17 protein-coding genes are annotated in these 22,798 nt (G+C 71.2%); 12 read left to right on the top strand and 5 right to left on the bottom strand.

Annotated elements, in window-relative coordinates:
• The first annotated feature begins 38 nt into the window (after nt 1-38).
• Genes dhaK through dhaM form a run of 3 tightly spaced genes read left to right on the top strand, consistent with a single transcriptional unit; the run spans nt 39 to nt 2,058 of the window.
• Entirely contained in the window at nt 39-1,034 is a 996-nt protein-coding gene (gene dhaK, locus ACH35V_RS20260) for a dihydroxyacetone kinase subunit DhaK (RefSeq protein WP_395974337.1), read from the top strand.
• Nucleotides 1,031-1,672, top strand: coding sequence for a dihydroxyacetone kinase subunit DhaL (dhaL, locus tag ACH35V_RS20255; RefSeq protein WP_395974336.1), 642 nt, complete (start codon nt 1,031-1,033; stop codon nt 1,670-1,672). The genes dhaK and dhaL overlap by 4 nt, the downstream gene beginning before the upstream one ends.
• Nucleotides 1,672-2,058, top strand: a complete 387-nt coding sequence (gene dhaM / locus ACH35V_RS20250) for a dihydroxyacetone kinase phosphoryl donor subunit DhaM (protein WP_395974335.1) — start codon at nt 1,672-1,674, stop codon at nt 2,056-2,058. Before dhaL ends, dhaM begins: the two co-directional genes overlap by 1 nt.
• A 9-nt stretch (nt 2,059-2,067) precedes the next feature.
• Here dhaM and ACH35V_RS20245 read toward each other — a convergent pair whose 3' ends face one another.
• Both ACH35V_RS20245 and ACH35V_RS20240 read right to left on the bottom strand, forming a co-directional pair.
• Nucleotides 2,068-2,364 carry a protealysin inhibitor emfourin gene (locus tag ACH35V_RS20245; RefSeq protein ID WP_395974333.1) on the bottom strand — a complete coding sequence of 99 codons (297 nt, stop codon included), beginning with the start codon at nt 2,362-2,364 and terminating at the stop codon, nt 2,068-2,070.
• 41 nt (nt 2,365-2,405) lie between these two features.
• Entirely contained in the window at nt 2,406-3,869 is a 1,464-nt protein-coding gene (locus tag ACH35V_RS20240; RefSeq protein ID WP_395974331.1) for a hypothetical protein, read from the bottom strand.
• 1,327 nt (nt 3,870-5,196) lie between these two features.
• Here ACH35V_RS20240 and pcrA point away from each other — a divergent pair.
• Together pcrA and ACH35V_RS20230 are read left to right on the top strand one after the other, a co-directional pair.
• Nucleotides 5,197-7,452 carry a DNA helicase PcrA gene (gene pcrA, locus ACH35V_RS20235; RefSeq protein WP_395974329.1) on the top strand — a complete coding sequence of 752 codons (2,256 nt, stop codon included), beginning with the start codon at nt 5,197-5,199 and terminating at the stop codon, nt 7,450-7,452.
• A gap of 423 nt (nt 7,453-7,875) precedes the next feature.
• The gene (locus tag ACH35V_RS20230) at nt 7,876-9,114 is read left to right on the top strand and encodes a DUF222 domain-containing protein (protein ID WP_395974327.1); all 1,239 of its coding nucleotides are present in this window, start codon (nt 7,876-7,878) and stop codon (nt 9,112-9,114) included.
• Between the two features lie 1,070 nt (nt 9,115-10,184).
• Here ACH35V_RS20230 and ACH35V_RS20225 read toward each other — a convergent pair.
• Complete coding sequence (locus tag ACH35V_RS20225; protein WP_395974325.1) at nt 10,185-10,775, bottom strand: TetR/AcrR family transcriptional regulator; 591 nt, start codon at nt 10,773-10,775, stop codon at nt 10,185-10,187.
• 51 nt (nt 10,776-10,826) lie between these two features.
• Between ACH35V_RS20225 and ACH35V_RS20220 the strand changes: the two genes are divergently transcribed.
• Together ACH35V_RS20220 and ACH35V_RS20215 are read left to right on the top strand one after the other, a co-directional pair.
• Nucleotides 10,827-11,390, top strand: coding sequence for a GNAT family N-acetyltransferase (locus ACH35V_RS20220; protein ID WP_395974324.1), 564 nt, complete (start codon nt 10,827-10,829; stop codon nt 11,388-11,390).
• 1,247 nt (nt 11,391-12,637) lie between these two features.
• Nucleotides 12,638-13,405, top strand: a complete 768-nt coding sequence (locus ACH35V_RS20215) for a sulfite exporter TauE/SafE family protein (protein ID WP_395974322.1) — start codon at nt 12,638-12,640, stop codon at nt 13,403-13,405.
• A 6-nt stretch (nt 13,406-13,411) separates the two neighbouring features.
• Here ACH35V_RS20215 and ACH35V_RS20210 read toward each other — a convergent pair whose 3' ends face one another.
• Nucleotides 13,412-15,148, bottom strand: a complete 1,737-nt coding sequence (locus ACH35V_RS20210; RefSeq protein WP_395974320.1) for a glycoside hydrolase family 15 protein — start codon at nt 15,146-15,148, stop codon at nt 13,412-13,414.
• A gap of 330 nt (nt 15,149-15,478) precedes the next feature.
• Here ACH35V_RS20210 and sucC point away from each other — a divergent pair, with 330 nt between their 5' ends.
• From sucC to ACH35V_RS20195, 3 genes are all read left to right on the top strand, one after another.
• Nucleotides 15,479-16,654 (top strand): ADP-forming succinate--CoA ligase subunit beta, encoded by a 1,176-nt coding sequence (sucC, locus tag ACH35V_RS20205; RefSeq protein ID WP_395974318.1) that lies wholly within the window; start codon nt 15,479-15,481, stop codon nt 16,652-16,654.
• Nucleotides 16,655-16,657: 3 nt separating this feature from the next.
• The gene (gene sucD / locus ACH35V_RS20200) at nt 16,658-17,545 is read left to right on the top strand and encodes a succinate--CoA ligase subunit alpha (RefSeq protein ID WP_395974316.1); all 888 of its coding nucleotides are present in this window, start codon (nt 16,658-16,660) and stop codon (nt 17,543-17,545) included.
• 162 nt (nt 17,546-17,707) lie between these two features.
• Nucleotides 17,708-19,615, top strand: coding sequence for a DUF6350 family protein (locus ACH35V_RS20195; protein ID WP_395974314.1), 1,908 nt, complete (start codon nt 17,708-17,710; stop codon nt 19,613-19,615).
• 6 nt (nt 19,616-19,621) lie between these two features.
• Here the strand turns inward: ACH35V_RS20195 and ACH35V_RS20190 are convergent, their stop codons facing one another.
• On the bottom strand, nt 19,622-20,278 hold the full coding sequence (locus tag ACH35V_RS20190) for a hypothetical protein (RefSeq protein WP_395974312.1): 657 nt from the start codon (nt 20,276-20,278) through the stop codon (nt 19,622-19,624).
• Nucleotides 20,279-20,428: 150 nt separating this feature from the next.
• Between ACH35V_RS20190 and purN the strand changes: the two genes are divergently transcribed.
• Both purN and purH read left to right on the top strand, forming a co-directional pair.
• Nucleotides 20,429-21,115, top strand: a complete 687-nt coding sequence (gene purN, locus ACH35V_RS20185; RefSeq protein ID WP_395974310.1) for a phosphoribosylglycinamide formyltransferase — start codon at nt 20,429-20,431, stop codon at nt 21,113-21,115.
• A complete protein-coding gene (gene purH / locus ACH35V_RS20180; RefSeq protein WP_395974309.1) occupies nt 21,096-22,661 on the top strand; it encodes a bifunctional phosphoribosylaminoimidazolecarboxamide formyltransferase/IMP cyclohydrolase in 1,566 nt (521 codons plus the stop codon). Before purN ends, purH begins: the two co-directional genes overlap by 20 nt.
• Nucleotides 22,662-22,798: the final 137 nt, after the last annotated feature.

Raw genomic sequence — 22,798 nt, 5'->3', positions numbered from 1 at the left:
GCCTGGGACGTCCGCCCGCACCGGGGTAGAGCTGAGACATGCGCAAACTCATCAACGCCCCGGCGGACGTGGTCTCCGACGCGCTGCGCGGCCTGGCCGCCGCGCATCCCTCGCTGAAGGTCGACCCGGACGGCGGGACGGTCGTGCGGGCGGACGCGCCGCGCGCCGGGAAGGTCGCCCTGGTGTCGGGCGGCGGGTCCGGGCACGAGCCGCTGCACGCCGGTTTCGTCGGCTACGGGATGCTCGACGCGGCCTGCTGCGGCGCGGTCTTCACGTCCCCGGTGCCGGACCAGATCATCGCGGCGACGATGGCGGTGAACGGCGGCGCCGGCGTCGTCCATCTGGTGAAGAACTACACCGGCGACGTCATGAACTTCCAGTTGGCCGCCGAACTGGCCGAGGACGAGGACATCGAGGTCACGTCCGTCATCGTGGACGACGACGTCGCCGTCGAGGACAGCACGTTCACCGCCGGGCGGCGCGGCACCGGCGCCACGCTCTTCGCCGAGAAGATCGCGGGTGCGCTCGCCGAGGAGGGCGCGGACCTGTCCGCCGTGGCCGCGGTGGCGCGCGAGGTGAACGAGCGCAGCCGGTCGTTCGGCGTGGCGCTGTCGTCCTGCACCGTTCCGGCCGCCGGGACGCCCACGTTCGAGCTGGGCGAGGACGAGATGGAGCTCGGCATCGGCATCCACGGCGAGCCGGGCCGCGAACGCGTCAAGATCGGCACCGCGGCGGAGATCGTGGACGCCGCGCTGAGCGTGATCGACGCCGACATGCCGCTGTCGGGGTCCGAGGTGCTGGTGCTGGTCAACGGGATGGGCGGGACCCCGCTCATCGAGCAGTACGTCGCCTACGCGGCCGCCGCCGAATGGCTGGAGGGGCACGGCGCGACCGTCGCCCGCCGCCTGGTCGGGCCGTTCGTGACGAGCCTGGAGATGGCCGGGTGCATGATCAGCGTCTGCCGCCTCACGCCCGAGCTGACCCGCCTCTGGGACGCTCCCGTCGAGACGCCCGGCCTGCGGTGGGGCCGATGAACGCGGAAGGACGCGCGAGCGCGGAGGATCTCGCGTCCTGGATCCGGCACGCCGCCGACCTGGTCTCCGCCGACGTCGACCGGCTCACCCGGCTGGACGCGGCCATCGGCGACGGCGACCACGGCCACAACCTCGACCGCGGCTTCCGCGCCGCCGTCGACGCCCTCCCCGCCGACGCCCCGCCGGGGAAGGTGCTGGTGGCCGCGGGCCTGGCCATCCTGTCCAAGACCGGCGGCGCGTCCGGCCCCCTCTACGGGACGGCCCTGCGCCGCGCGGGCAAGGCCCTCGGCGACGCCGCCGACGTGGACGCCGCCGCGCTCGGCGCCGCGCTCCGGTCCGCGCTGGACGCCGTCCAGGACCTCGGGAAGGCGGCGGAGGGCGACAAGACGATGGTCGACGCGCTCGCCCCCGCCGTCGCGGCCTACGAGGCGGCCCTGGCGGACGGCTCCGGCCTCGCCGCCTGCGTGCGCGCCGCCGCCGACGCCGCGTCCGGGGGCGCCGAGGCGACCGTCCCGCTGCAGGCCCGCAAAGGACGGGCCAGCTACCTGGGGCCGCGCAGCGTCGGGCACATGGACCCAGGCGCGTCGTCCACCGCCCTCATCCTGCGCGCCCTGGCCGACGTCACGGGGGAGGGGTGATGGTCGGGATCGTGATCATCTCCCACAGCCGGACGCTCGCGGAGGGCGTCGCCGAGGTCGCCCGCGCGATGGGCGTCGGCAAGGCCGTCGTGGAACCCGCCGGCGGCGACTCGGAAGGACGGCTCGGCACGAGCATCGACCTGGTCGAGAGCGCCGTCGCCGCGGCGGACGGCGGCGACGGCGTGCTCCTGCTCGCCGACCTCGGCAGCTCCGTCCTCACCGCCAGGATGCTCATCGAGGACGCCGCCGGCGAGGACGTGCAGCTGGCGGACGCGCCGCTGGTCGAGGGCGCGGTCGCCGCCGCCTCGATGGCCGCGACCGGCGCGGACCTGGCCGCCGTCCGTGCCGCCGCCGAATCCGCCTACGACCACCGCAAGACCGACTGACCTGGGCTCTTACTCGGCCGCCCCGCGGAGGAGGGCTTCGAGGACGGACGATTCACCCGCTGTCGGGTCCTCCCGCACCTTGTACACGCGGGTCTCCCCGCCGCCCCGCTCGTCCTGGACGGTGATTCGGTAGACGAACAGGTCGGCGCCGATATCGCCGCCCTCGTCGCCGCGGGCCTCCGCGGCGGCGAGCGCGTCCAGCGCCTCCCGGACGCGCCCGGCCCGCCCGGCGGGGAGGTCGGCGATGTCGTACAGCGCGACGAGCGTCTCCAGGCCGGCGAACCCGCCGGTTCTCTCGATCTTCACGCGCATTCCGCGCCGCACCTCCCCGCCGTTCCCTGCGCGATCTACTTGCTGAAGGCCCGGCGCAACTCGTCGAGGTCGTGCCGGAGGATGTCATCGTCCTCCAGCGACCCGCGCTTGGCCAGCTTCTCGGCGTCGACGACCTGGTACTCGGGCATCTGCATCGTCCCGCAGCAGCGGGACCTGTCCTGCTCGGCCCGCAGGCTCGCCGAGTGCTCGTCGAGCGCCTCGACCTCCGTGACGTCCTGCCCGTCCCCGGTGTAGTCGGCGTCGGTCATCCTCATCTGCCCGCTCATCAGGTCGGTCAGCGGCGTCGCCGCCGTCGTGATCTCCCGGACGGCGAACCGGTTGCGGATGAACGTCCGGTAGATCGCGGGGTCGCCGCGGCCCGACGAGATCTGCAGCATCTTGTTCGCCACGTCCACGTACCGCGCGCCGGTCGCCGGGGACGCCACGATCGCGTCGAACACCAGCCGGCACAGCGCGGACGCCGTCTCGATCAGCACCAGCGACGCGTCCTTGGTGCGCCGCTGCCGCGCCATCTCGAACGTGTAGACGTCCGCCAGCACGTCGTAGATCGCGCCGGTGAACACCTGGGAGATCGCGTGCACCTCGTTGCCGACCTGGCTCAGCTTGAGGTCGTTGTCGGCGTTGCGCAGCCCGGACGGCATCCCGAGCGCCCGCCCGAACTCCTCGGCGACGTCCGCCAGGAACGACTTGTCATGCAGGTTCGCCTTGGTGAGCGCGACGAGCGCCTCCGCCTGGTCCGGCTGCGCCAGCGCCAGGAAGATCGCCGTGATGTCGCCGAACGACTCGTGCAGCCCGCCCGTCTGCGGCGGTCCGTCCGCCGACAGCCAGCCCGGCTTGAGCCCGTCGAGCAGGGCATGGCCCGTCTCGTGCGCGACGATGTCGAACGACCGGCAGGTGTGGACGACGTTCGTCTCGGGCTGCCCCTCCGGCGTGAAGAACAGGAACTTCAGCGCCTTCGCCGTCCGGCTGTAGAACGCGTTCGCGCCCACCCCGGCGCGCGGGAACACCGAGATGCGGTCCGTGTTGCCGCCGACGTTCCACGCGAACGGGATCGGGTTGCCGCCGTTGTGCCGCTCGAACATGGCGATCGCCTGCCGGACGACGGCGAACGTGTGCGCGCAGTCGAACTGCGGGCTGCCCGCCGCGAACACGAAGTCGCCGTTGACGTTGCGCGCCACCGGGGTGACGCCCTGCATCTCCGTCCGCACGCGCGCGTCCGTCGGCCCGTTCAGCACCACGGTCGGGACGAACGCCAGCCGGGCGCCCAGCTCGGCGACCGACGGATCCTGCTTGTAGATCAGGAACCGGTGACCGGTCCGCGCCGGCGCCGGGACGGGCACCGGACTCGGGACGGCCTGCGGAGCCGCCTCTCGCACGGCGGCGGCCCGGGAAACCGATCCCAGCCGCTGCGCGGGAACCTCGATCTGCGTCGCCGCGGTGTTCCGGTGCTCCTGGAAGTCTTGCTGGTGGATCGTCATCGAAGCCACCTCCCTTTACGGTGCGCGAGTCCTGATGACCCAGCGCTCCCAGGGCTGGACACGCCAACCTGAGCCCTGCTTCGTGCATGGCGTTCGCCATACCCCGCTATCCGCGGTGCTCTGGTGTACGGCGCGCGCTGTACGGCTCTGGGGGTACGGGCCGGCCGGTCCGGCTACCGGATCCGGCGGGTCGTGTCCGCCCCGTCCCGCCGAACGCTCCGCCGGTCAGGAGATCGAGTCAACCCACTGACTCCAATGGGCCTGCCGTCTGTCCACATGCTGCCGCGGCGCGTCCACATGTTGCCAACGCCCGTGACAACCCACGAGTCGTCCAGACGCGCTCCTGACCTGGAAACCCCGCGACCCAAACACCGCAAGGCCCCGGAGAGGGCGAGAGAGACGCCAGCCCCCCGCGGAAACGCCGCGGCGACACGGCGGCCACGAGCAACACAACGGCGAACACACGGAGAGACCGCGGAGAGACGCTGCCCGGGACGGAGAGGCCACGGGGAAGGCAGCGGCCGCGCGATGAGGCCGCGAAGAGGGCGCGGGGAGGTGCTGCCCGGAGGCGGAGGGCCTGCGGGGAAGGCGGCGGCTGCGCGGACAGGCTGCGGAGAGGCGCTGCTCGGGAAGGCGAGGCCGCGGGGAAGTCGGCGGCCGCGCGAAGAGGCTGGCGGGAAGGGCGCGAGGAGGTGCTGCCCGGGGCGGAGGGCCTGCGGGGAAGGCGGCGGCGGCTGCGCGGACAGGCCGCGGAGAGGCGCTGCCCGGGACGGAGAGGCCACGGGAAGGCGGCGGCCGCGCGAAGAGGGCGCGGGGAGGTGCTGACCGGAGGCGGAGAGACTGCGGGAAAGGTGGCAGCGAAGGTGCGGAGACCGTGGGAAGGGCGTCGGGGAGTGCTGTCGGGAGGCGGAGAAGCGGTGGGAAGCGGCGCTGGGAGAGAGGTCGTGGGGAGGCGCTGGTGGGGGCGCGGAGAAGCGGTGAGGAGGGCGCAGGGGTGCTGCCCGGAGGCGGGGAGGCGGGGAGGCGGGGAGGCGGTGGGGAGGGCGCGGGGAGTGCTGTTGTGGGCGGGGAGGCGGTGAGGAGGGCGTAGGGAGTGCTGTCCGGAGGCGGAAAGGCGATGGGGAGGCGGCGTCCGGGGGGAGAGGGCCTGGGGAAGTGCTGGTGGGGGGCGTGGGGACGCGGTGCCGGAGGTGGGGAGAGGGTGTGGGGAGGGCGCGCTGGCGGGGGTGCGGAGAGGGGGCCGGGAGGTGTTGGCGGGGGTGCGGGGAGGGCGTCGGGGGTGTGGAGTCGCCGAAAACGTCGGTCCAGCGCCGTAGACTCGCACGTGATGTCGAAGACCGAAGCCAACCCCTTGCTCGACGGACTCAACCCGCAGCAGCGCGAGGCCGTGCTGCACTCCGGTGGGCCGCTGCTGATCGTCGCAGGCGCCGGGTCGGGTAAGACGCGGGTCCTGACCCACCGCATCGCGCACCTGCTCGGCGAGCGGGACGTGCACCCCGGCCAGATCCTCGCGATCACCTTCACCAACAAGGCCGCGGCCGAGATGAAGGAGCGGGTGGACGCCCTGGTCGGGCCGCGTTCGCGCGCCATGTGGGTGATGACGTTCCACTCGGCCTGCGTGCGGATCCTGCGCCGCGAGGCCAAACGGCTCGGTTTCCCGACGAGCTTCTCGATCTACGACCAGGCCGACGCGAACCGCCTCATGGCGCTCGTCTGCCGCGAGCTCGACCTCGACCCGAAGCGGTACCCGCCGAAGGCGTTCAGCGCGCAGGTCTCGAACCTGAAGAACGAGCTGATCGACTACGAGACGTTCAAGGCGCGGGCGTCCACGCACATGGAGCAGACGCTCGGCGAGGCGTACGAGATGTACCAGGCGCGGCTCCAGCAGGCCGGCGCCATGGACTTCGACGACCTGATCATGATGACGGTCAACCTGCTGCAGGTCTTCCCCGAGGCCGCCGAGCACTACCGGCGCAGGTTCCGGCACGTCCTCGTGGACGAGTACCAGGACACGAACCACGCGCAGTACGAACTCGTCCGGGAACTGACGGCCCCGGTGGAGGGGCTCGGCGCGGCCGAACTGTGCGTCGTCGGGGACGCCGACCAGTCGATCTACGCCTTCCGCGGCGCGAGCATCCGCAACATCCTGGAGTTCGAGCGCGACTACCCGGACGCCACGACGATCCTGCTGGAACAGAACTACCGCTCCACGCAGACGATCCTGTCGGCCGCCAACGCCGTCATCGAGCGCAACGCCGACCGCAAGCCGAAGAAACTCTGGTCCGACCAGGGCGAAGGCCACAAGATCACCGGCTATGTGGCCGACAACGAGCACGACGAGGCCGCGTTCGTCGCCCGCGAGGTCGACCGGCTCAGCGACGAGGGCGAGGCACGTCCCAGCGACGTCGCCGTCTTCTACCGCACCAACGCGCAGTCCCGTGTTTTCGAAGAGGTCTTCATCCGCGTCGGCCTGCCGTACAAGGTCGTCGGCGGCGTCCGCTTCTACGAGCGCAAAGAGATCCGCGACGCGCTCGCCTACCTGCGCTGCCTCGCCAACCCCGAAGACGCGGTCTCCCTGCGCCGCATCCTGAACGTCCCGAAACGCGGCATCGGCGACCGCGCCGAGGCGTGCGTCGAGGCGTACGCGTCGCGCGAGCGGATCTCGTTCTGGCAGGCGCTGCGGGTGCCCGAGGACGTGCCCGGAATGGCGACCCGCTCGATCAACGCCGTCCGCGACTTCGTGGCTCTGCTGGACGAGCTGCGCGCCGCCGCCGAGTCGCTCACTCCCGCCGACCTGGTCGCCGAGATCCTGAAGGCGAGCGGATATCTCGCCGAACTGCAGGCGTCCAAGGACCCGCAGGACGAGACCCGCGTCGAGAACCTCCACGAACTCGAGGCCGTCGCGCGCGAGTTCGAGGAGCGGCTGGACGGCGAGCCCGCCGAGGGACGCCTCCCCGAATTCCTGGAACAGGTGGCCCTGGTCGCCGACGCCGACTCAATTCCCGGCGGCGCCAAGGGCGGCCCGGTGCCGCCCGGCGAGCAGCCGCAAGAGACCGAGGGCGGCGTCGTCACGCTGATGACGCTGCACACCGCCAAGGGCCTGGAGTTCCCTGTCGTCTTCTTGACGGGTATGGAGGACGGCGTTTTCCCGCACCTGCGGGCCATGAGCAATCCCAAGGAACTGGAAGAGGAACGCCGGCTCGCCTATGTCGGCATTACTCGCGCGCGGCAGCGGCTGTACCTTTCGCGTGCCGCGATGCGCAGCGCGTGGGGAGCGCCGCAGGTCAACCCGCCGTCGCGGTTCCTGGGGGAAGTGCCGAAAACGCTCGTGGACTGGGAACGCGAGGCGTCGTCGACGTCCGGGTCGGCCATGGCACAGATGGCGTCCCGGCCGGGTGTTAGGTCGCCTGGGAACCGTCCTGTTCCGTCGCTCACGCCGGGCGACAAGGTCACCCACGACGCCTTCGGCCTGGGGACGGTCGTATCCGTTTACGACGGCGGCCAGAAGGCCAGCATCGACTTCGGCGGCGAATACGGCGTCCGGACGCTAGTCCTCCGCTACGCCACCATAGAAAAGCTTTAGCCTCTGTCTGTTGGGTTGTTTGGTGGCGCATTCCGATGAGTCGGTCTTCAAGCGGACGCTTTGTGTTAGTTTCCTGCTCGGAGTCTGGGTTTGTTCTATGTTTCTAGGTTTTATGTTCGAGGTTCTTATGTTCTAGGGTTCGGGTGGGGTGGCGCTGTGTACGGGGCCACCCCTCCAAAGTCAAGGGCGCTTCGCGTCGCTACGCGATGGGACTCCGTCCCACCCTTGACTTCGGAGCCTCTGCGGCCCCTGGTGCAGCTTTCGTCGGGCAGGCTCCGCCTGCCCCCCGCCCGACGCGCCACCCCACTCGTCCATTCCCTGAATTCGAAGATCCAACAAAAGAGGGGCAGGCTATCCAACCGGTGATAAAAGTCCAACCCCATTCGCGGGCGAATAGAGGTAGTCCCCTGATATTCTTGGAATATGAGTTCGATTGAAGTTGATCTCGGAGCGGCGTCCGCCATGGAATTGGTGAACGCCATCGCCGCGATCACTCACGAACTCGCCGGACGCGCCGCACCCGATTCACCCGCCGCGTGTATGGAGCTTGCCGAAACTCTCGCAGCGGCTTCCGATCAGCAGGAAAGCGCACTCGCGGCACTCATCGGCCGGGTGGACGCCTCCGGTGAAATGCGCCGCTGGGGACTGCCGTCCACCCAAGCGTGGCTGCGGTCGCGCATGGGGATGCGCGAGTCCCGTGCCAAGGAGCGGATCACCCTGGCCCGGCAGCGGCACCGGCTGCCCCGCGTCGCCGAACTCCTGGCCACCGGCGAACTGACCTACGGCTACGCGACCACCGTCGCCGACGCGGTCGCCCGCCTGGACGACACCGACTGCGCCAAGGCCGAATCGCTGCTACTGGACATGGTCCACCAGGGCTTCTCCGCCGGGAAAGTCGCCACCTTCGGCCGCCGCATCCGCGACGTCATCGCCGAACGCGACGACACCGAAACCCCCGACCAGGACACCCAACGTGGCTACCAGAGCTCGTGGATCACCTCCACCCGCTCCCTGGACGGCGGCCGCTACATCAAAGGCTGGCTCAACGCCGAAGACACCGCCATCTGGGACGGCACCCTCGCCCCACTGGCCAAACCCGCCGGACCCGACGACCACCGCGACCTGCCCGAACGCACCGCCGCCGCCCTCACCAGCGTGCTGGCGGGCGGGCACCGCGCCACCAAAGTCACCGTCATCTGCGACCTGGACACCCTCACCGGCGGCACCACCCCCGCCCGCCTCACCGACGGCACCCCCATCCCCGCCGCCCACGCCCGCCGCATCGCCCTGAGCGCCGGAGTCTCACCGCTCATCCTCGGACGCGGACACATCCCCCTCTACCTCGGCCACCGCACCCGGTTCGCCACCCCCGGCCAACGCCAAGTCCTCGAAACCCTCTACCCCACCTGCGCGATACGGGGATGCGAGGTACCCGGCACCCTCTGCGAGATCGACCACGTCACCGGCTGGGCCCTCGGATCCCCCACCGACATCGACCAACTCGCCCTGTGCTGCGGATGGCACAACCGCTTCAAACACACCAACACCGAACAGATACACATCATCCGCGACACCACCGGACGACACATCTACCGCGTCCTCCCGCCACCGGACGCCAACGCCCCACCCACCCAACCCACCGAACTCGCCCAAGCCGCCTAGCCCCTCGCCCACTCTCAAGCGACGGCTGGGCTGGCGGGTAGCGTCCGCTCGCACGTGATCGTTCCGAGGAGGCAAGACCCATTAGCGCTGTAGCAGGCTGGGCTCCCGATTGGACGGCGGTCTCATCTGAGATAGGTGCCTGTGGGAGCCCTCCAAGGCTTCCTGAAGGCAGACAGCTATGCACGTCACCTCGGGACACCCTCAAACGAGATCTCGGAACGTCTCTCACCCACCGATGCATCAGCCCCAAGCCTCATGGCTCGCGCCCAACGCTACGTTGCGGAAAACGGGCTTCATGGTGGCGGCAATCGACGCACCGGGGCACAGCCACCGTCCTAGAACCGAGCAAGATGAGCAGCTCGTCACAGCCATCCGCGCGAGCGAAAGGCGGCCGGAGAGGAGATCGGCCCTCCAGATCAACCGCCAAACCACCGCGCTGGCAGCTCAGATCGTCCCGAATAACAGGCCGTTGGGGCATGTCACTGAGCAGCGCAATCGTCTCGTCACTCGCTGCCGCCGCCGAACCGACGATCACTGCCGCCGCCTTCCGCCTCGCCGGACACGAACCCTGGCGCAAGCAGCTAAGCGGGTAACCTCCCAATCGAATCGCTGCTCCGGTGGGACGACGAGCCGTGCGACGCAGCTCAGCTTCCGCCCCCTTCAACGCCTTCACCTTTCCCGAGAAGACACTGCATGCCAGCCCAGGCTGCCAAACTGAAGACCTATTCCTCGGGCGGTACAGCTCACAACTCCTCTTCAACCGCCATTTCACGCCACACCCAATCAACTGGTCGAGTGTGTGGCGCAGATCTGCGTGACTTGGACGACGGTGGGGTGGCGCGTCGGGCGGGGGCAGGCGGAGCCTGCCCGACGAAAGCTGCACCAGGGGCCGCACAGGCTCCAAAGTCAAGGGTGGACGAAGTCCATCGCGAAGCGACGCGAAGCGCCCTTGACTTTGGAGGGGCGGCCCCGTACGCAGCGCCACCCCACCGCCGATTTAGGACACTAGAACCAGAGCGAGGAGAACCGTCCAAGGCACAACGGCTGATGACCGAAGCACCGGACACCAATCAACGGCCCGAAAGCGAAGTTAGAAAGGCATCCAAGATCTCAGTCTGGCGAACCGGCGGGAACCGCTCCGGATCGAAGAGAGCCTGGACGACCATCCCATGAGTGAATGCGGCGACAGTGGCCACGACACCATCGACATCCGACGAGGCGGGCAGCTCACCCCGGTCCACGGCAACAGCCACGTGGGAACGAAGACGCACTCGCCAATGCTGATAGCGGTCCTTCTCGCGACCGGCCAATTCGGGATCGGCCAGCGCGCCGTCCCATGAGCTGACCCAGATGCGGTTCATGTCCGCCGAACCAGAGGTGAGGGGGAGGACGTCCAGAAGCGCCGAACGCAAGGCGGCAAGCCCCTCAGCCTGGACTTCACGCACACGCCGGCTCGCGGTGCGTTCGTCCGCGACGTCGAGGGCGTAGGTGACGAGGGCCTTCTTGTTCGGGAAGTAGTGGGTGAGCAGGCCCGTCGAAGCGCCCATCTCCGCCGCGACGGCGCGCAGCGTCAGACCGCCGAAGCCGCGGTCGGCGAGGACACGCCATACGGCCTCGGAGACGTCGCGGCGGCGGGCGTCGTGGTCACCTCGGGCCGGCATTCCCGTATCGTACATAACAAACGTTCGGTACGTACCCCTCGGGAGGCCCCCATGTTCGCTCGCACGCTCGCTGACAACGCGGAGCTCCGTCCACTCGAGCCGTGGCAGGCCGTCGAGTTCGCCGAGCACGCTGAAAGGGTCCGCGGTGACATCGACCGCTACATCCCGTGGGCCCGCCAGGTCGTGGACGAGGCGACCGCCCGCGAGTTCCTCCAGGCGTATGCGCTCAAACAAGCCAGGGACCAGGGCCGCATTTACGGAATCTGGCTGGACGGCGTCCTCCAGGGCGGCACGGTGTTCCGCACGTTCGACGCCGCGATGGGCGTCTGCGAGGCCGGCGTGTGGCTCGCCGCGGAAGCTCGAGGACGCGGCCTGATCACCACCGCCGTCCGACACATGATCGATTGGGCGTTCGCGACGCGCGGTATGCACCGGGTCGAGTGGCTGTGCGATCCGCGGAACACCGCCAGCGCGGCCGTGGCAGAACGGCTGGGGATGACATGCGAGGGCGTCCTGCGCCAGGGGTTCGTCCTGGACGGCGACCGACGCGACGTTCAGGTCTGGTCGATCCTCGCCGACGACCACCGTTCGAACAACCAACAGCCAACCGCGTGACCGCAGACCAAGCGACCAGCGACCAGTCAGCCGGACGCCCAGCCAGGAGCCCCCAATACCGCGCCCCGGTGGTGCCGGGCGATCGCGGAAACGGCGAGTCGAATGATCGCAGGCCCGCTGAGCGGCCGAGCAGCCCGAGCGAGCGTTCGAAACACCAGATGACCGGTGACTGGAGAGGTGGTCACGGGCCGAGGGCGGAACGGTCGGCCGGGTGATCACAAGGCCGGTGAAGCGCGGCAACGGAACGGATGATCGCTGCGGCTGAGCACGACCAGGCATACAGGCTGGTCTGTGGTGGTCAGCCAAGCCATCGCGGGACCGGATACCCGTCAGCCACCCGTACGAGTGCGGAGCGGACGAGCCGCGCTGATCACCGTAATCGCAGGGCGGAGGAGTTGTGCCTGGTCACAAGGCCAGGCGCGGACGGCTGGCCAGGCGATCGCAGGCTACTGAAGCGCGCCAACTGCCAGTTGATCGCGTAGGCAGACAAGCCGGTTGGGGCAGACGAGCACGCAGGACGCCTTGTAGCTGGCCAGCCGATCGCGAGGCGCAAGCGCCGCCGGTCAGGTGATCGCAGGACTGGATACCGGCGGCGAACCCAGGTAAGCCTGGCCGAGGAGGCGCGGCCATACGCTAGGGAGTGGCGGTCTGTTGGACGCTATGGGCGGATGCCTGGCGGGCTGACCGGTTTGGTCGCGCGGGCAAAAGCGTTGATGCCCTGCGGTCCGTGCGTGCGTGTGAGGCGGTCGGCTCAAACTGCGGTCGGTTGGACGCTAGGGGCGGAAGCTTGGCGGCTGACCGGTTTGGTCGTGGAACGGGAAGCGTTGACGCCCCTGCGGTCCGCACGTGTGTGCGGGGGCGGTCGGCTGAGGACCGCGGCCGGTTGGACGCTATGACGGGTCCCTGGCGGGCTGGGCGGTTTGGTCGTAGGACGAAAGCGCTGACCGGTCGGCGGTCTGGACGTGCGTGCGGGGCGGTCGGCTGAGAGTCGCGGCCCAGGATCCTGGCGCCCGGCCGGGTGAGTCGGGCGAGCGGTAGTGGCAGGGGTGAGGGAGCGGTGGTTTTGGTGGGCGCGAGGGTGGGGAGCAGCGGTCAGGCGGGGGATTGCGGGTTCGGAGGTTTGTGGGTGGGCGGTCGATTGTGGGGCGGGAGGGCTGCCGGTCGGGTCGGGTGATCTCGGTGGTGGCTGGGGGCGTGGGGTAAGTTGTTATTTTGTTTTTTACTCCTTACCTCCCGGGAGACCCCCATTGCAGGTTGAGCATGTGCTCCTGCTGTTGGCCGCTGCCGTTGCGGCTGGGTGGGTTGATGCGGTGGTGGGGGGTGGCGGGTTGATTCAGTTGCCCGCGTTGCTGCTGGTCAACTCCGGTCAGCCGGTGGCTACCGCGCTGGCCACCAACAAGCTTGGTTCGATCATGGGGGTCTCGTCGGCCGCGGTCACCTATGCGCGCAGGGCCAAGCCGGATCGGCCCGTTGCGATGGCGGCCGCGGGGATCGCGGTGTGCTGTGCGGCGGGTGGTGCGCTCTGCGCTGCGGCGATCTCGTCGGACGTGCTCAAGCCGGTCATCATGGTCGTTCTGCTGGTCGTCGCCGCGGTCGTGGTGTTGAAGCCGGACCTAGGGCGGGTGTCCGAGCCGGTGTTGCGGACGCGGCGCCGGGTCGCGGCCGCGGTCCTGGTCCCGGGCGTTGCGATCGCCTTCTATGACGGGCTTGTCGGGCCCGGTACGGGGACGTTTCTGGTGGTCGCGTTCACCGTGCTGCTCGGCATGGACTTCGTCAACGCGTCCGCGACCGCGAAGATCATCAATGCCGGCACCAACCTGGGGGCGCTGGTCGTCTTCGCGGTTCAGGGGCATGTGCTGTGGACGATCGGCATCGCCATGGGCGTCTGCAACATCATGGGCGCCCAGATCGGGGCCCGCATGGCGATCAACCGCGGGGCGGGGTTCGTCCGCGCCGTGCTGCTGTGCGTCGTGACGGCGCTGGTCGTCAAGCTCGGCTTCGATCAGGTCGGCTGATCCGGGTCATCCGCTGGGCGGGATGGGCAGGGGGTTCTCCAGCGCCGAGAGGCTGAGGAGGACCAGGGACGCCGTCCAGCCGAGCGGGGCCGGGCCCGCCTGCTTGCCGGTCGGGCCGACCTTCTCCGGCAGGACGCCCAGGGTCGTGCGGTGCGCGGCGAGCCAGTCGAGGCGGCCGATCGCCTCGGTGGTCCGGCCGGAGGTGGCGGCATTGAGGCCGAACAGAGCCGTCTCGGGCGTCCAGGCGACGTCGGGGCTGCCGGACCAGCGTTCACCCGGCAGCACGCCGCCGTTCGGCAGCGCCTGCTTGCGCTGCGCGTCGGCGATCGCGGCGGTCACGCCCTCGTCGGTCTGCGCGAACGGCGGGGCCAGGAACGTCACCGACGTGTCCATCAGGCCGCCGCGGATGGGCGAGCGCGGGTAGCCGTAGGGCGCGAACTGCCGGGCCACGGCGTCCGATACGCGCTGCGCCGCGCGCCGCCAGTCGGCCGCCTTGCCGTTCTCGCCGCGGGCACGGGCGAGGTCCGCCGCGGACCGCAGGCCCGCCAGCACCGGCGCGACGACGCCGAGGGTGGGCCGCCGGGGGTCCTCCTCGCGGCGGTGGTCGCGTTCCCAGTAGTCGGACGAGGCGGGCGGCAGGCCCTCGGCGTCCAGCGACCAGGCCAGGTGGTCCGCGCCGCGCCGCACCATGGGCCACAGGTCGGGCAGATCGTCGGGCGACTGCGCCTGGACGCGGTAGAACCACGTCGCCCACAGCACCCAGCCGACCGAGTCGAGCTGCGGCGCCCGGCCATCGGTGACGGCCGTCCCGTCGGGGTTGTAGCGGGCGGCCCACATGCCGTTGTCGTGCTGGGCGCGGGCGAGGAAGCGCAGGATGCGGCGGGCCTCGGACGGGTGCCCGGTCGCGGTGAACGCGGCGGCGGCGAACGCGGAGTCGCGCGGCCAGCAGTACCGCCACTTCGTGTACCAGGACGCGAGGGACGCGCCGTTCGGGCGGGTGAGGAGCCGCAGGTCGAGCAGGGCGCGGGCGGCCATGTCGCGGTAGTCCCCGTGCTGCCCGACGGCGGGGCCCGTCGCGGCGGCCGGGGCCGCCCCGCCCGTCGGGACGGTGCCCTGCGCCAGCCACGAGCTGTCGGACCGGATCGCCCGGTCGACCCGCGGGTCGGACGCCTCCACCGTGATCGGCGCCTCGCCGCCGGACGGGATGAGCCGGGCGCGCCCGTCCGCGAGCCGGACGACCGAGCTGTTCGGCAGGTAGGACGCCCCGGCGGCCTCGTCCGGCGACAGCGGGACACCCGCGAACGGCCACCCGCCCCCGCCGATCAGCCCGGGGCTCGCCCAGCCGGACCCGGCGGGCTCGGGCACGTTGGCGCCGCCGGTCGCGATGATCGCGGCCACGACGAGCAGCGCGGTCACGCGGCGGAACGTCCGGGCCGAACCGCGTTTCGACGGCCGTCCGCGTCCCGTCGTCGTCGATCGCCTGCGCGGCGCCGGATCCGCCGGTGCCGGATCCACCGGCGTAGCGCCCACCGGCGTAGCGCCCACCGGCGTAGCGCCCGCCGGTGTAGCGCCCGTCGGCGTGGGGCTCAAAGGCTCCGGGCCTGCGGGTTCCGAGGGCAGGACGGTCTCGGCTGAGACGATTCCGGTCGGGACGGTCTCGTCGGCGCGGAGGGCGCCCGCCGGGAGCGGGCCGATCAGGACGGACGCCGCGGCGGTCGTGTCCCGTTCCTCCGCCATCGCCATGCGTCCGCCCCCTTTGCCGCGCCGGCCGCCGGCCGTCAGACCCGCCGGCCGCCGGCTCTCGGCCGCCAGCCGTTCACCGAAGCGAAATAAGTACATCAAACTACGTCAATTGGTTCATCCTCCTCACGTGCCACTCGTGCCCACCCCCTAGGGCGGACATACCCCCGTTTAAGTAACACTCGCTGGTATAGGGACCCGGCGGCCTCACCACGGAGGCGGGTTGACTAGGCTGCATCGACGGAGCGGACCGCAGAGTGCCGGCCGCACGGACTCCCGTGTAACCCCCACTCGTGTGGTCGATCGACTGTCGATCCGTTAAAAGGACGCCCTGTGGACCTGTTCGAACATCAGGCGAAGGACCTCTTCGCCGAGTACGGGGTACCGGTGCCGACCGGCAAGGTCGCCCATACACCCCAGGAAGCCCGGGCCATCGCGGCGGAGCTGTTCGCCGCGGGAAGCTCGAAGGTCGTGGTCAAGGCCCAGGTGAAGACCGGGGGCCGCGGCAAGGCCGGCGGCGTGAAGCTGGCCGACTCGGCGGACGAGGCGCAAGAGCTCGCCGGCCGGATCCTCGGCATGGACATCAAGGGCCACACGGTCCACAAGGTCCTGATCGAGGAGGGAAGCGCGATCGCGCAGGAGTACTACTTCTCCTTCCTGCTCGACCGCGCCAACCGCACCTTCCTGTCCATCTGCTCGGTCGAGGGCGGCGTGGAGATCGAGGACGTGCCGCACGACCGGCTGGGGCTGGTCCCGATCTCGCCGCTGCACGGCGTCGACCGGGCGAAGGCCCGCGAGATCGCCGAGAAGGGCCGCCTCCCGCAGGAGGCCCTGGACGGCGCCGCCGAGCTCATCGAGCGCCTCTGGGCCGTGTTCACCGACGAGGACGCCTCGCTCGTCGAGGTGAACCCGCTGATCCTCACCGCCGACGGCCGGGTGGTCGCGCTCGACGGCAAGGTCACGCTGGACGACAACGCGGCCTTCCGCCAGGAGCACGAGAAGCTCGAGGACAAGGGCGCGGCCGACCCGCTGGAGGCGGCGGCCAAGGCCAAGGACCTCAACTATGTGAAGCTGGACGGCAGCGTCGGCATCATCGGCAACGGAGCGGGCCTGGTGATGTCCACGCTGGACGTGGTCGCCTACGCGGGCGAGGAGTTCGGGGGCCAGAAGCCCGCGAACTTCCTCGACATCGGCGGCGGCGCGTCCGCGGAGGTCATGGCGAACGGGCTGGAGATCGTCCTGTCGGACGACGCCGTGAAGTCCGTGTTCGTGAACGTCTTCGGCGGCATCACGGCCTGCGACGCCGTCGCCACCGGCATCGTATCGGCGTACAAGCTGCTGGCCGACCGCGGCGAGACCGTGAACCGGCCGCTCGTCGTCCGGCTGGACGGCAACAACGCCGACCTCGGACGGACGATCCTCACCGACGCGGCGCTCCCCGGCGTCCAGCAGGTCGACACCATGGACGACGCGGCCAGGCGCGCCGCCGAACTCGCGGCAGGTGCATGAGCGATGGCCATCTGGCTCACCGAGAACAGCAAGATCATCATTCAGGGCATCACGGGCTCCGAGGGCACCAAGCACGGCCGCCGGATGCTCGCGTCCGGCGCGCAGGTCGTCGGCGGCGTGAACGCCCGGAAGGCCGGGCAGACCGTCGAGTTCGACGGCACGACCCTCCCCGTCTTCGGGACGGTCAAGGAGGCGATGGCCCAGACGGGCGCGGACGTCTCCGTCGTGTTCGTCCCGCCGAAGTTCACCAAGGACGCCGTCGTCGAGGCCGTGGACGCCCAGATCGGCCTCTGCGTCGTGATCACCGAGGGCATTCCCGTCCACGACACCGCCTACTTCTGGGCGTACGCCGAGGACAAGGGCAACAACACGCGGATCATCGGGCCGAACTGCCCCGGCATCGCGTCCCCCGGCAAGTCGAACGCGGGCATCATCCCGGCCGACATCACCACGCCCGGCCGGATCGGGCTCGTGTCCAAGTCGGGCACGCTGACGTACCAGATGATGTACGAGCTGCGCGACGTCGGCTTCTCCACCTGCGTCGGCATCGGCGGCGACCCCGTCATCGGGACCACCCACATCGATGCGCTCAAGGCGTTCCAGGACGACCCGGACACCGACGCCATCGTCATGATCGGCGAGATCGGGGGCGACGCGGAGGAGCGCGCCGCCGCCTACATCGAGCAGCACGTGACCAAGCCGGTCGTCGGCTACGTGGCCGGGTTCACCGCGCCCGAGGGCAAGACGATGGGCCACGCCGGCGCCATCGTGTCCGGTTCCGCCGGCACCGCGCAGGCGAAGAAGGACGCGCTGGAGAAGGTCGGCGTCCGCGTCGGCAAGACGCCGAGCGAGGCGGCCGTCCTCATGCGGGACATCATGAAGAACCTCTGACGGTCTTCCGCGACGCCCGAAAGACGCCCGAGCCGCGTGCGGCCGGGCGTCTTTCGCGTCGGCCATGTGCCGCCATGTGCCGGACCGCGATGCGGGACGACAAAGGCGACACGCCGGGCGAGGGGGCGTCCGGGAGGCGGGCGTGGTGCCAGCATGGTCCGCGTGAGCGATGCGAGCCCTGGACAGCGCGCGGCGTCCGGCACAGCGGGACCGGGACGGACCGCGCCGCGTCCACCCCGGGACGCGCAGCCCCAACCCCAGGCCCAGCCCGAACCCGAACTCCAGCCGCAGCCGGTGGTGGCCAGGCCGCTGTACGTGACTGGGCTCATCACGGCGCTGTGGTGCATCGGGATCGGGCTCACCGTGCTCACCACCGTCACGCTGATCGGGTGGATCGCGGCGCCCAAGACGGCGTTCGGCGACGGCATGACCGGGGTGTTCCGGACGGCCGTGAACTTCTGGCTCGTCTCCCATCACGCGGGCTTCTCCTACGGGCAGGGACGGGTCGGCCTGCTGCCGCTCGGCGTGCTCGTCCTGCCCGGGGCGCTGCTGTACCGGGGCGGCGGGTGGATGATCCGGGCGGCGGGGCTTGGGCTGCCGGCCCGGCCCCGGACAGCGGTGATGCGCGTCGCGGTCGCGCTGGCCGCGCCCTACGCCGGGCTGGCCGTGCTGCTCGCGCTGGCGGTGTCGTCCCCGGAGGTCCGCCCGTCGGCGTGGCAGGCGCTCGTCGGGTGCTTCCTCGTCGCGGTCGCCGCGGGCGGGCTCGGTGCCGCGCGGGCCGTCGTCGCGGCGCAGGTGGCGGCGGAGGCGAAGGGGCGGCGGGTCAGGTCCGGGCTCGGCGCCCTGCTGCGGCTGCTCCCGGACCGGCCGCGCTCGCTCGTGATCGGCGTGGCGGGCTCGCTGGCCGTGCTGCTCGCGTCCGGGGCGCTGCTGGTGGGCGCGTCGCTCGCCGTGCACATGTCGGACGCCGACCACCTGTACGACCTGCTGGCCCCGGGCGTCGTCGGCGGCGTCCTGCTGTTCCTGGTCGAGCTGGCGTTCCTGCCGAACGCGGTGATCTGGGGGATGGCGTACGCGGTCGGCCCCGGCTTCTCCGTCGGCGCCGGGACGAGCGTGTCCCCGACCGGCGTGTTCATCGATCTCGTCCCGGCGTTCCCGCCGCTCGCGGCGCTGCCCCAGCCGGGCCCGGCGCCCGCGCTGTCACTGATCGCGCTCGCCGCGCCGTTCCTCGCGGGCGCGGTCGGCGGCGTCCTGACGATCCGGTCGATGCCCACCCGGGTGTCGGAGGGCGCGCCGCTGTGGGGGTTCCTGTCCGGCGCGCTGACGGGCGCGATGGCGGCGCTGCTGAGCGCGCTGTCCGGCGGGCCGCTCGGCGACGGGCGGATGGCGACCGTGGGGCCGTCCGCGTGGCAGGTCGGGCTGCTGGCGGCCCTTGAGGTCGGCATCTCGGCGGCGATCGCGGCATGGGTGGCGAACTGGATGGTGCTGCGCCGTCCCGCCCGCGCGACCGCCGACACGAGGGCGTCGAAGGCGTCGAAGGCTTCGAAGGCGTCGAAGTCCAGGTCGAAGCCCGAGAAGAAGGCCGGGAGGAAGCCTGCGAAGGAGTCCGCGCGGAGGCGTGCGCGGGAGGTCGCGACGCCGATGCCGCTCTCCGCGCCCATTCCCGGCGACTACGAGACGACGATTCCCGCCCCGCGCGCCACGGCCGCCGCGCCCAGAGCGCCCCACGCGCCGGATCCGCTGCAGTTCGAGGAGGCGGAGCCCGTCCTCGCACCGCGCCGCCGCGTCCGCCGGACGCTGGATCCGCTGCCCGAACTGATCGAAGAACGTCCGGAACCGGAACGGGAACCGGAGCCCGAACGGCGGCCAGAGCCGCGACCTGAACCCGAAGCGCGCCCCACACCGGGCCCTGCGCGGGACGGGACGGTCGTCGTTGAAGGTCACATCATCGACGAGCCGGGGCCCGAGCCGTCCGCCCCCATGCCGCCTCCGCCCGAGGACCCCGAGCGCATCGAGAACCGGGGCGGGGCCATCTACGTCCTGCGCGAGGAGCCCGACCAGGGCGACTGAGGCGCCCTAGAGCAGGTCGCCGTACTTGTCCATGCTCCCGGCGGGCAGGCCGAGCTTGTCCTCGATCCTGGGGTAGTACTCGGACCGGCAGGACTGCTTGTCGGCGGTGGTGTTGGACCCGCTGAGGCAGTTCTGGTAGCCGCTCAGCTCCGTCCACAGGAACGCCGTGACCGCCACCGACAGCATCGAGAACGCCAGCCCGACCGAGCCGAGGACGATGCCCGGCACGGCGCCCGGCGCGGCCCCGCGGGCGCGGCGCGCGCTCCGGCGGGCCCGGATGCCCACGACGAGCGCGGCGACGCCGAGGACGAGGCCGAGCGGGTAGAAGAAGAACGCGGTCAGCAGCGCGATGGCGCCGAGCCACAGGGCCCGCCAGCCGGTCCGCTGCGGCTGCCCCGCCCCCGCCGGGCCCGCCGGCGGCATCGGCTCCGTCTGCGGCGCCTGCCCCGCCTGCAGATGATCCGCCTGCGGCGCCTGGTCGGCTTGGGGCGACTGGCCTGTCTGGGACGACCGGTCGGCCTGGGGCGGCTGGTCTGCCTGCGGCGGGTGGTCTGCCTGGGGCGGGTGGTCTGTGGGCGGTGTCGGTCCCGCGGGCGGCTCTCCCGCCGGCCGCCCGCCGGGGCGGTCTTCGGGCTGGGCCGGAGGGCCCGGCTGCTCGCTCACGTCCTGTTCCTCCTGGGCGGTGATGGGGATCCCCCTGATCGCTGATCCGTGTTCTGGGAGCGCCGAGCGGGCCCGATAGGCTGCAGGTCGGCCCGGCCGGCGAAGCCTCGCCGATCCCCGTCGTCCACCAGCATCGTCCACCAGGGAGTCATGGTGTCCGCCCGGCTCGTCGTCCTCGTCTCCGGCGCGGGGACCAACCTACAAGCGCTGCTCGACGCGTGCGCGGATCCAGCCTACGGGGCGAAAGTGGTGGCCGTGGGCGCGGACCGTCCCGATATCGGCGGAACCGCCCGCGCCGAACGCTCCGGTGTGCCCGCTTTTACCGTATGCGTCCCAGATTTTCCGTCTCGGGACGACTGGGACGCGGCGCTGACCGACGCCGTGGCGCGGCACGAGCCGGACCTCGTGGTGTCCGCCGGGTTCATGAAGATCCTCGGGCCGCGCTTCCTGGCGCGGTTCGGCGGCCGGACGGTCAACACCCATCCCGCGCTGCTGCCGTCCTTCCCCGGCGCCCACGCCGTACGGGACGCCCTGGCGTACGGGGTGAAGGTGACGGGCTGTACGGTTCACTTCGTCGACGAAGGAGTGGACACCGGGCCCGTCATCGCCCAGGACACCGTCCCCGTGCGCTGGCACGACGACGAGGACTCCCTGCACGAGCGGATCAAGCAGGTGGAGCGCGGGCTCCTGGTCGACGTCGTCGGACGGCTCGCCCGCGACGGCTGGACGGCGCACGGCAGACGCGTCTCATTGAAGTGCAGGACCTGCGGCGAGTCAGGCGACAGCGGTTCGTCCGATCAAGAGGGGAGCTCGGCCGGTGAGTCGGGTGGCGATTAAGCGCGCGCTGATCAGCGTGTACGACAAGTCCGGGCTGGAGGAACTGGCCCGGGGCCTGCACGAGGCGGGCGTGGAGATCGTCTCGACCGGGTCCACGGCGGGACGGATCGCGTCCGCGGGCGTCCCGGTGATGAAGGTCGAGAAGCTCACCGGGTTCCCCGAGTGCCTGGACGGACGGGTCAAGACCCTGCACCCGACGGTGCACGCGGGCCTGCTCGCCGACCGGCGCAAGCCCGACCACCTGCAGCAATTGGAGGACCTGGCCGTCGAGCCGTTCGACCTGCTCGTGGCGAACCTGTACCCGTTCGCCGAGACGGTCGCGTCGGGCGCCTCGCCGGACGAGTGCGTCGAGCAGATCGACATCGGGGGCCCGACGATGGTGCGCGCCGCCGCGAAGAACCACGCGAGCGTCTCCGTCGTCGTCGACCCGTCCGCGTACGGGATCGTCCTGGAGGCCGTCCGGGCGGGCGGGTTCACGATCGAGGAGCGGCGCCGTCTCGCCGCGCAGGCGTTCGCGCACACGGCGTCCTACGACGTGGCCGTCGCCTCATGGTTCGCGAGCGCCTACGCGCCCGACGAGACCGCCGCCGAGACGCAGTGGCCCGACTTCCTCGGCGCCACCTGGGAGCGGTCGAACACGCTCCGGTACGGCGAGAACCCGCATCAGCGAGCCGCGCTGTACCGCACGCCTGGCGAGTCGGGGCTGGCCGGGGCCGAGCAGCTCTACGGCAAAGAGATGTCCTACAACAACTACGTGGACACCGACGCCGCCCGCCGCGCCGCCCACGACTTCACCGACCCCTGCGTGGCGATCATCAAGCACGCCAACCCGTGCGGCATCGCGGTCGGCGCCGACATCGCGGAGGCGCACCGCAAGGCGCACGCCTGCGACCCCGTCTCGGCGTACGGCGGCGTGATCGCGGCGAACCGCCCGGTCACCGCCGACATGGCGCGGCAGGTCACCGAGAGCTTCGCCGAGGTGCTGGTCGCGCCCGCGTTCGAGGACGAGGCCGTCGCGGTCCTCACCGGCCGGTTCAAGAACATCCGGCTGCTGGTGTGCCCGGACGCCCCGTCCGGCGGCACCGAGTACCGGCGCATCGACGGCGGCGTCCTCCTCCAGGGCGTCGACCAGGTGGACGCGCCGGGCGACGACCCGTCCTCCTGGGAGCTCAAGACCGGCCCGGCCGTGGACGACGCCACGCTCCGCGACCTGGCGTTCGCGTGGCGGGCGATCCGGTCGGTGAAGTCCAACGCGATCCTGCTCGCCGCGGACGGCGCCACCGTCGGCGTCGGCATGGGCCAGGTCAACCGGGTCGACTCCGCCAAGCTCGCCGTCGCGCGGGCCGGGACCGAGCGGGCCTCGACCGCGGTCGGCGCGTCCGACGCGTTCTTCCCGTTCCCGGACGGCCTCGAAGTGCTGACCGCCGCGGGCGTCCGCGCGATCGTCGAGCCGGGCGGTTCCGTCAAGGACGACCTGGTCATCGCCGCCGCCGAGAAGGCCGGCATCAGCCTCTACTTCACGGGCGTCCGGCACTTCTTCCACTGAGGCCCGGCGAACCCGGTGTGGCCGACGCGAACCCGGTGTGGCCGACGCGAACCCGGTGTGGCCGACGACACCGCCACACCGGGTTCACCTCGGGATTCTTTACTTTTCACGGCGGGTAGCCTCGGCGTGGCCGCGCC

It is taken from the genome of Actinomadura sp. 1N219 (genome assembly GCF_044326405.1).
Lineage (GTDB): Bacteria > Actinomycetota > Actinomycetes > Streptosporangiales > Streptosporangiaceae > Spirillospora.
This window is presented reverse-complemented; position numbering and strand designations above follow the sequence as displayed.

Excerpts from the sequence above, each read along its gene's own strand:
- dhaK (WP_395974337.1), top strand. The coding sequence starts at position 39 with ATGCGCAAACTCATCAACGCCCCGGCGGACGTGGTCTCCGACGCGCTG.
- dhaL (WP_395974336.1), top strand. The coding sequence starts at position 1,031 with ATGAACGCGGAAGGACGCGCGAGCGCGGAGGATCTCGCGTCCTGGATC.
- dhaM (WP_395974335.1), top strand. The coding sequence starts at position 1,672 with ATGGTCGGGATCGTGATCATCTCCCACAGCCGGACGCTCGCGGAGGGC.
- ACH35V_RS20240 (WP_395974331.1), bottom strand. The coding sequence starts at position 3,869 with ATGACGATCCACCAGCAAGACTTCCAGGAGCACCGGAACACCGCGGCG.
- pcrA (WP_395974329.1), top strand. The coding sequence starts at position 5,197 with ATGTCGAAGACCGAAGCCAACCCCTTGCTCGACGGACTCAACCCGCAG.
- ACH35V_RS20230 (WP_395974327.1), top strand. The coding sequence starts at position 7,876 with ATGAGTTCGATTGAAGTTGATCTCGGAGCGGCGTCCGCCATGGAATTG.
- ACH35V_RS20225 (WP_395974325.1), bottom strand. The coding sequence starts at position 10,775 with ATGCCGGCCCGAGGTGACCACGACGCCCGCCGCCGCGACGTCTCCGAG.
- ACH35V_RS20220 (WP_395974324.1), top strand. The coding sequence starts at position 10,827 with ATGTTCGCTCGCACGCTCGCTGACAACGCGGAGCTCCGTCCACTCGAG.
- ACH35V_RS20210 (WP_395974320.1), bottom strand. The coding sequence starts at position 15,148 with ATGGCGATGGCGGAGGAACGGGACACGACCGCCGCGGCGTCCGTCCTG.
- sucD (WP_395974316.1), top strand. The coding sequence starts at position 16,658 with ATGGCCATCTGGCTCACCGAGAACAGCAAGATCATCATTCAGGGCATC.
- purN (WP_395974310.1), top strand. The coding sequence starts at position 20,429 with ATGGTGTCCGCCCGGCTCGTCGTCCTCGTCTCCGGCGCGGGGACCAAC.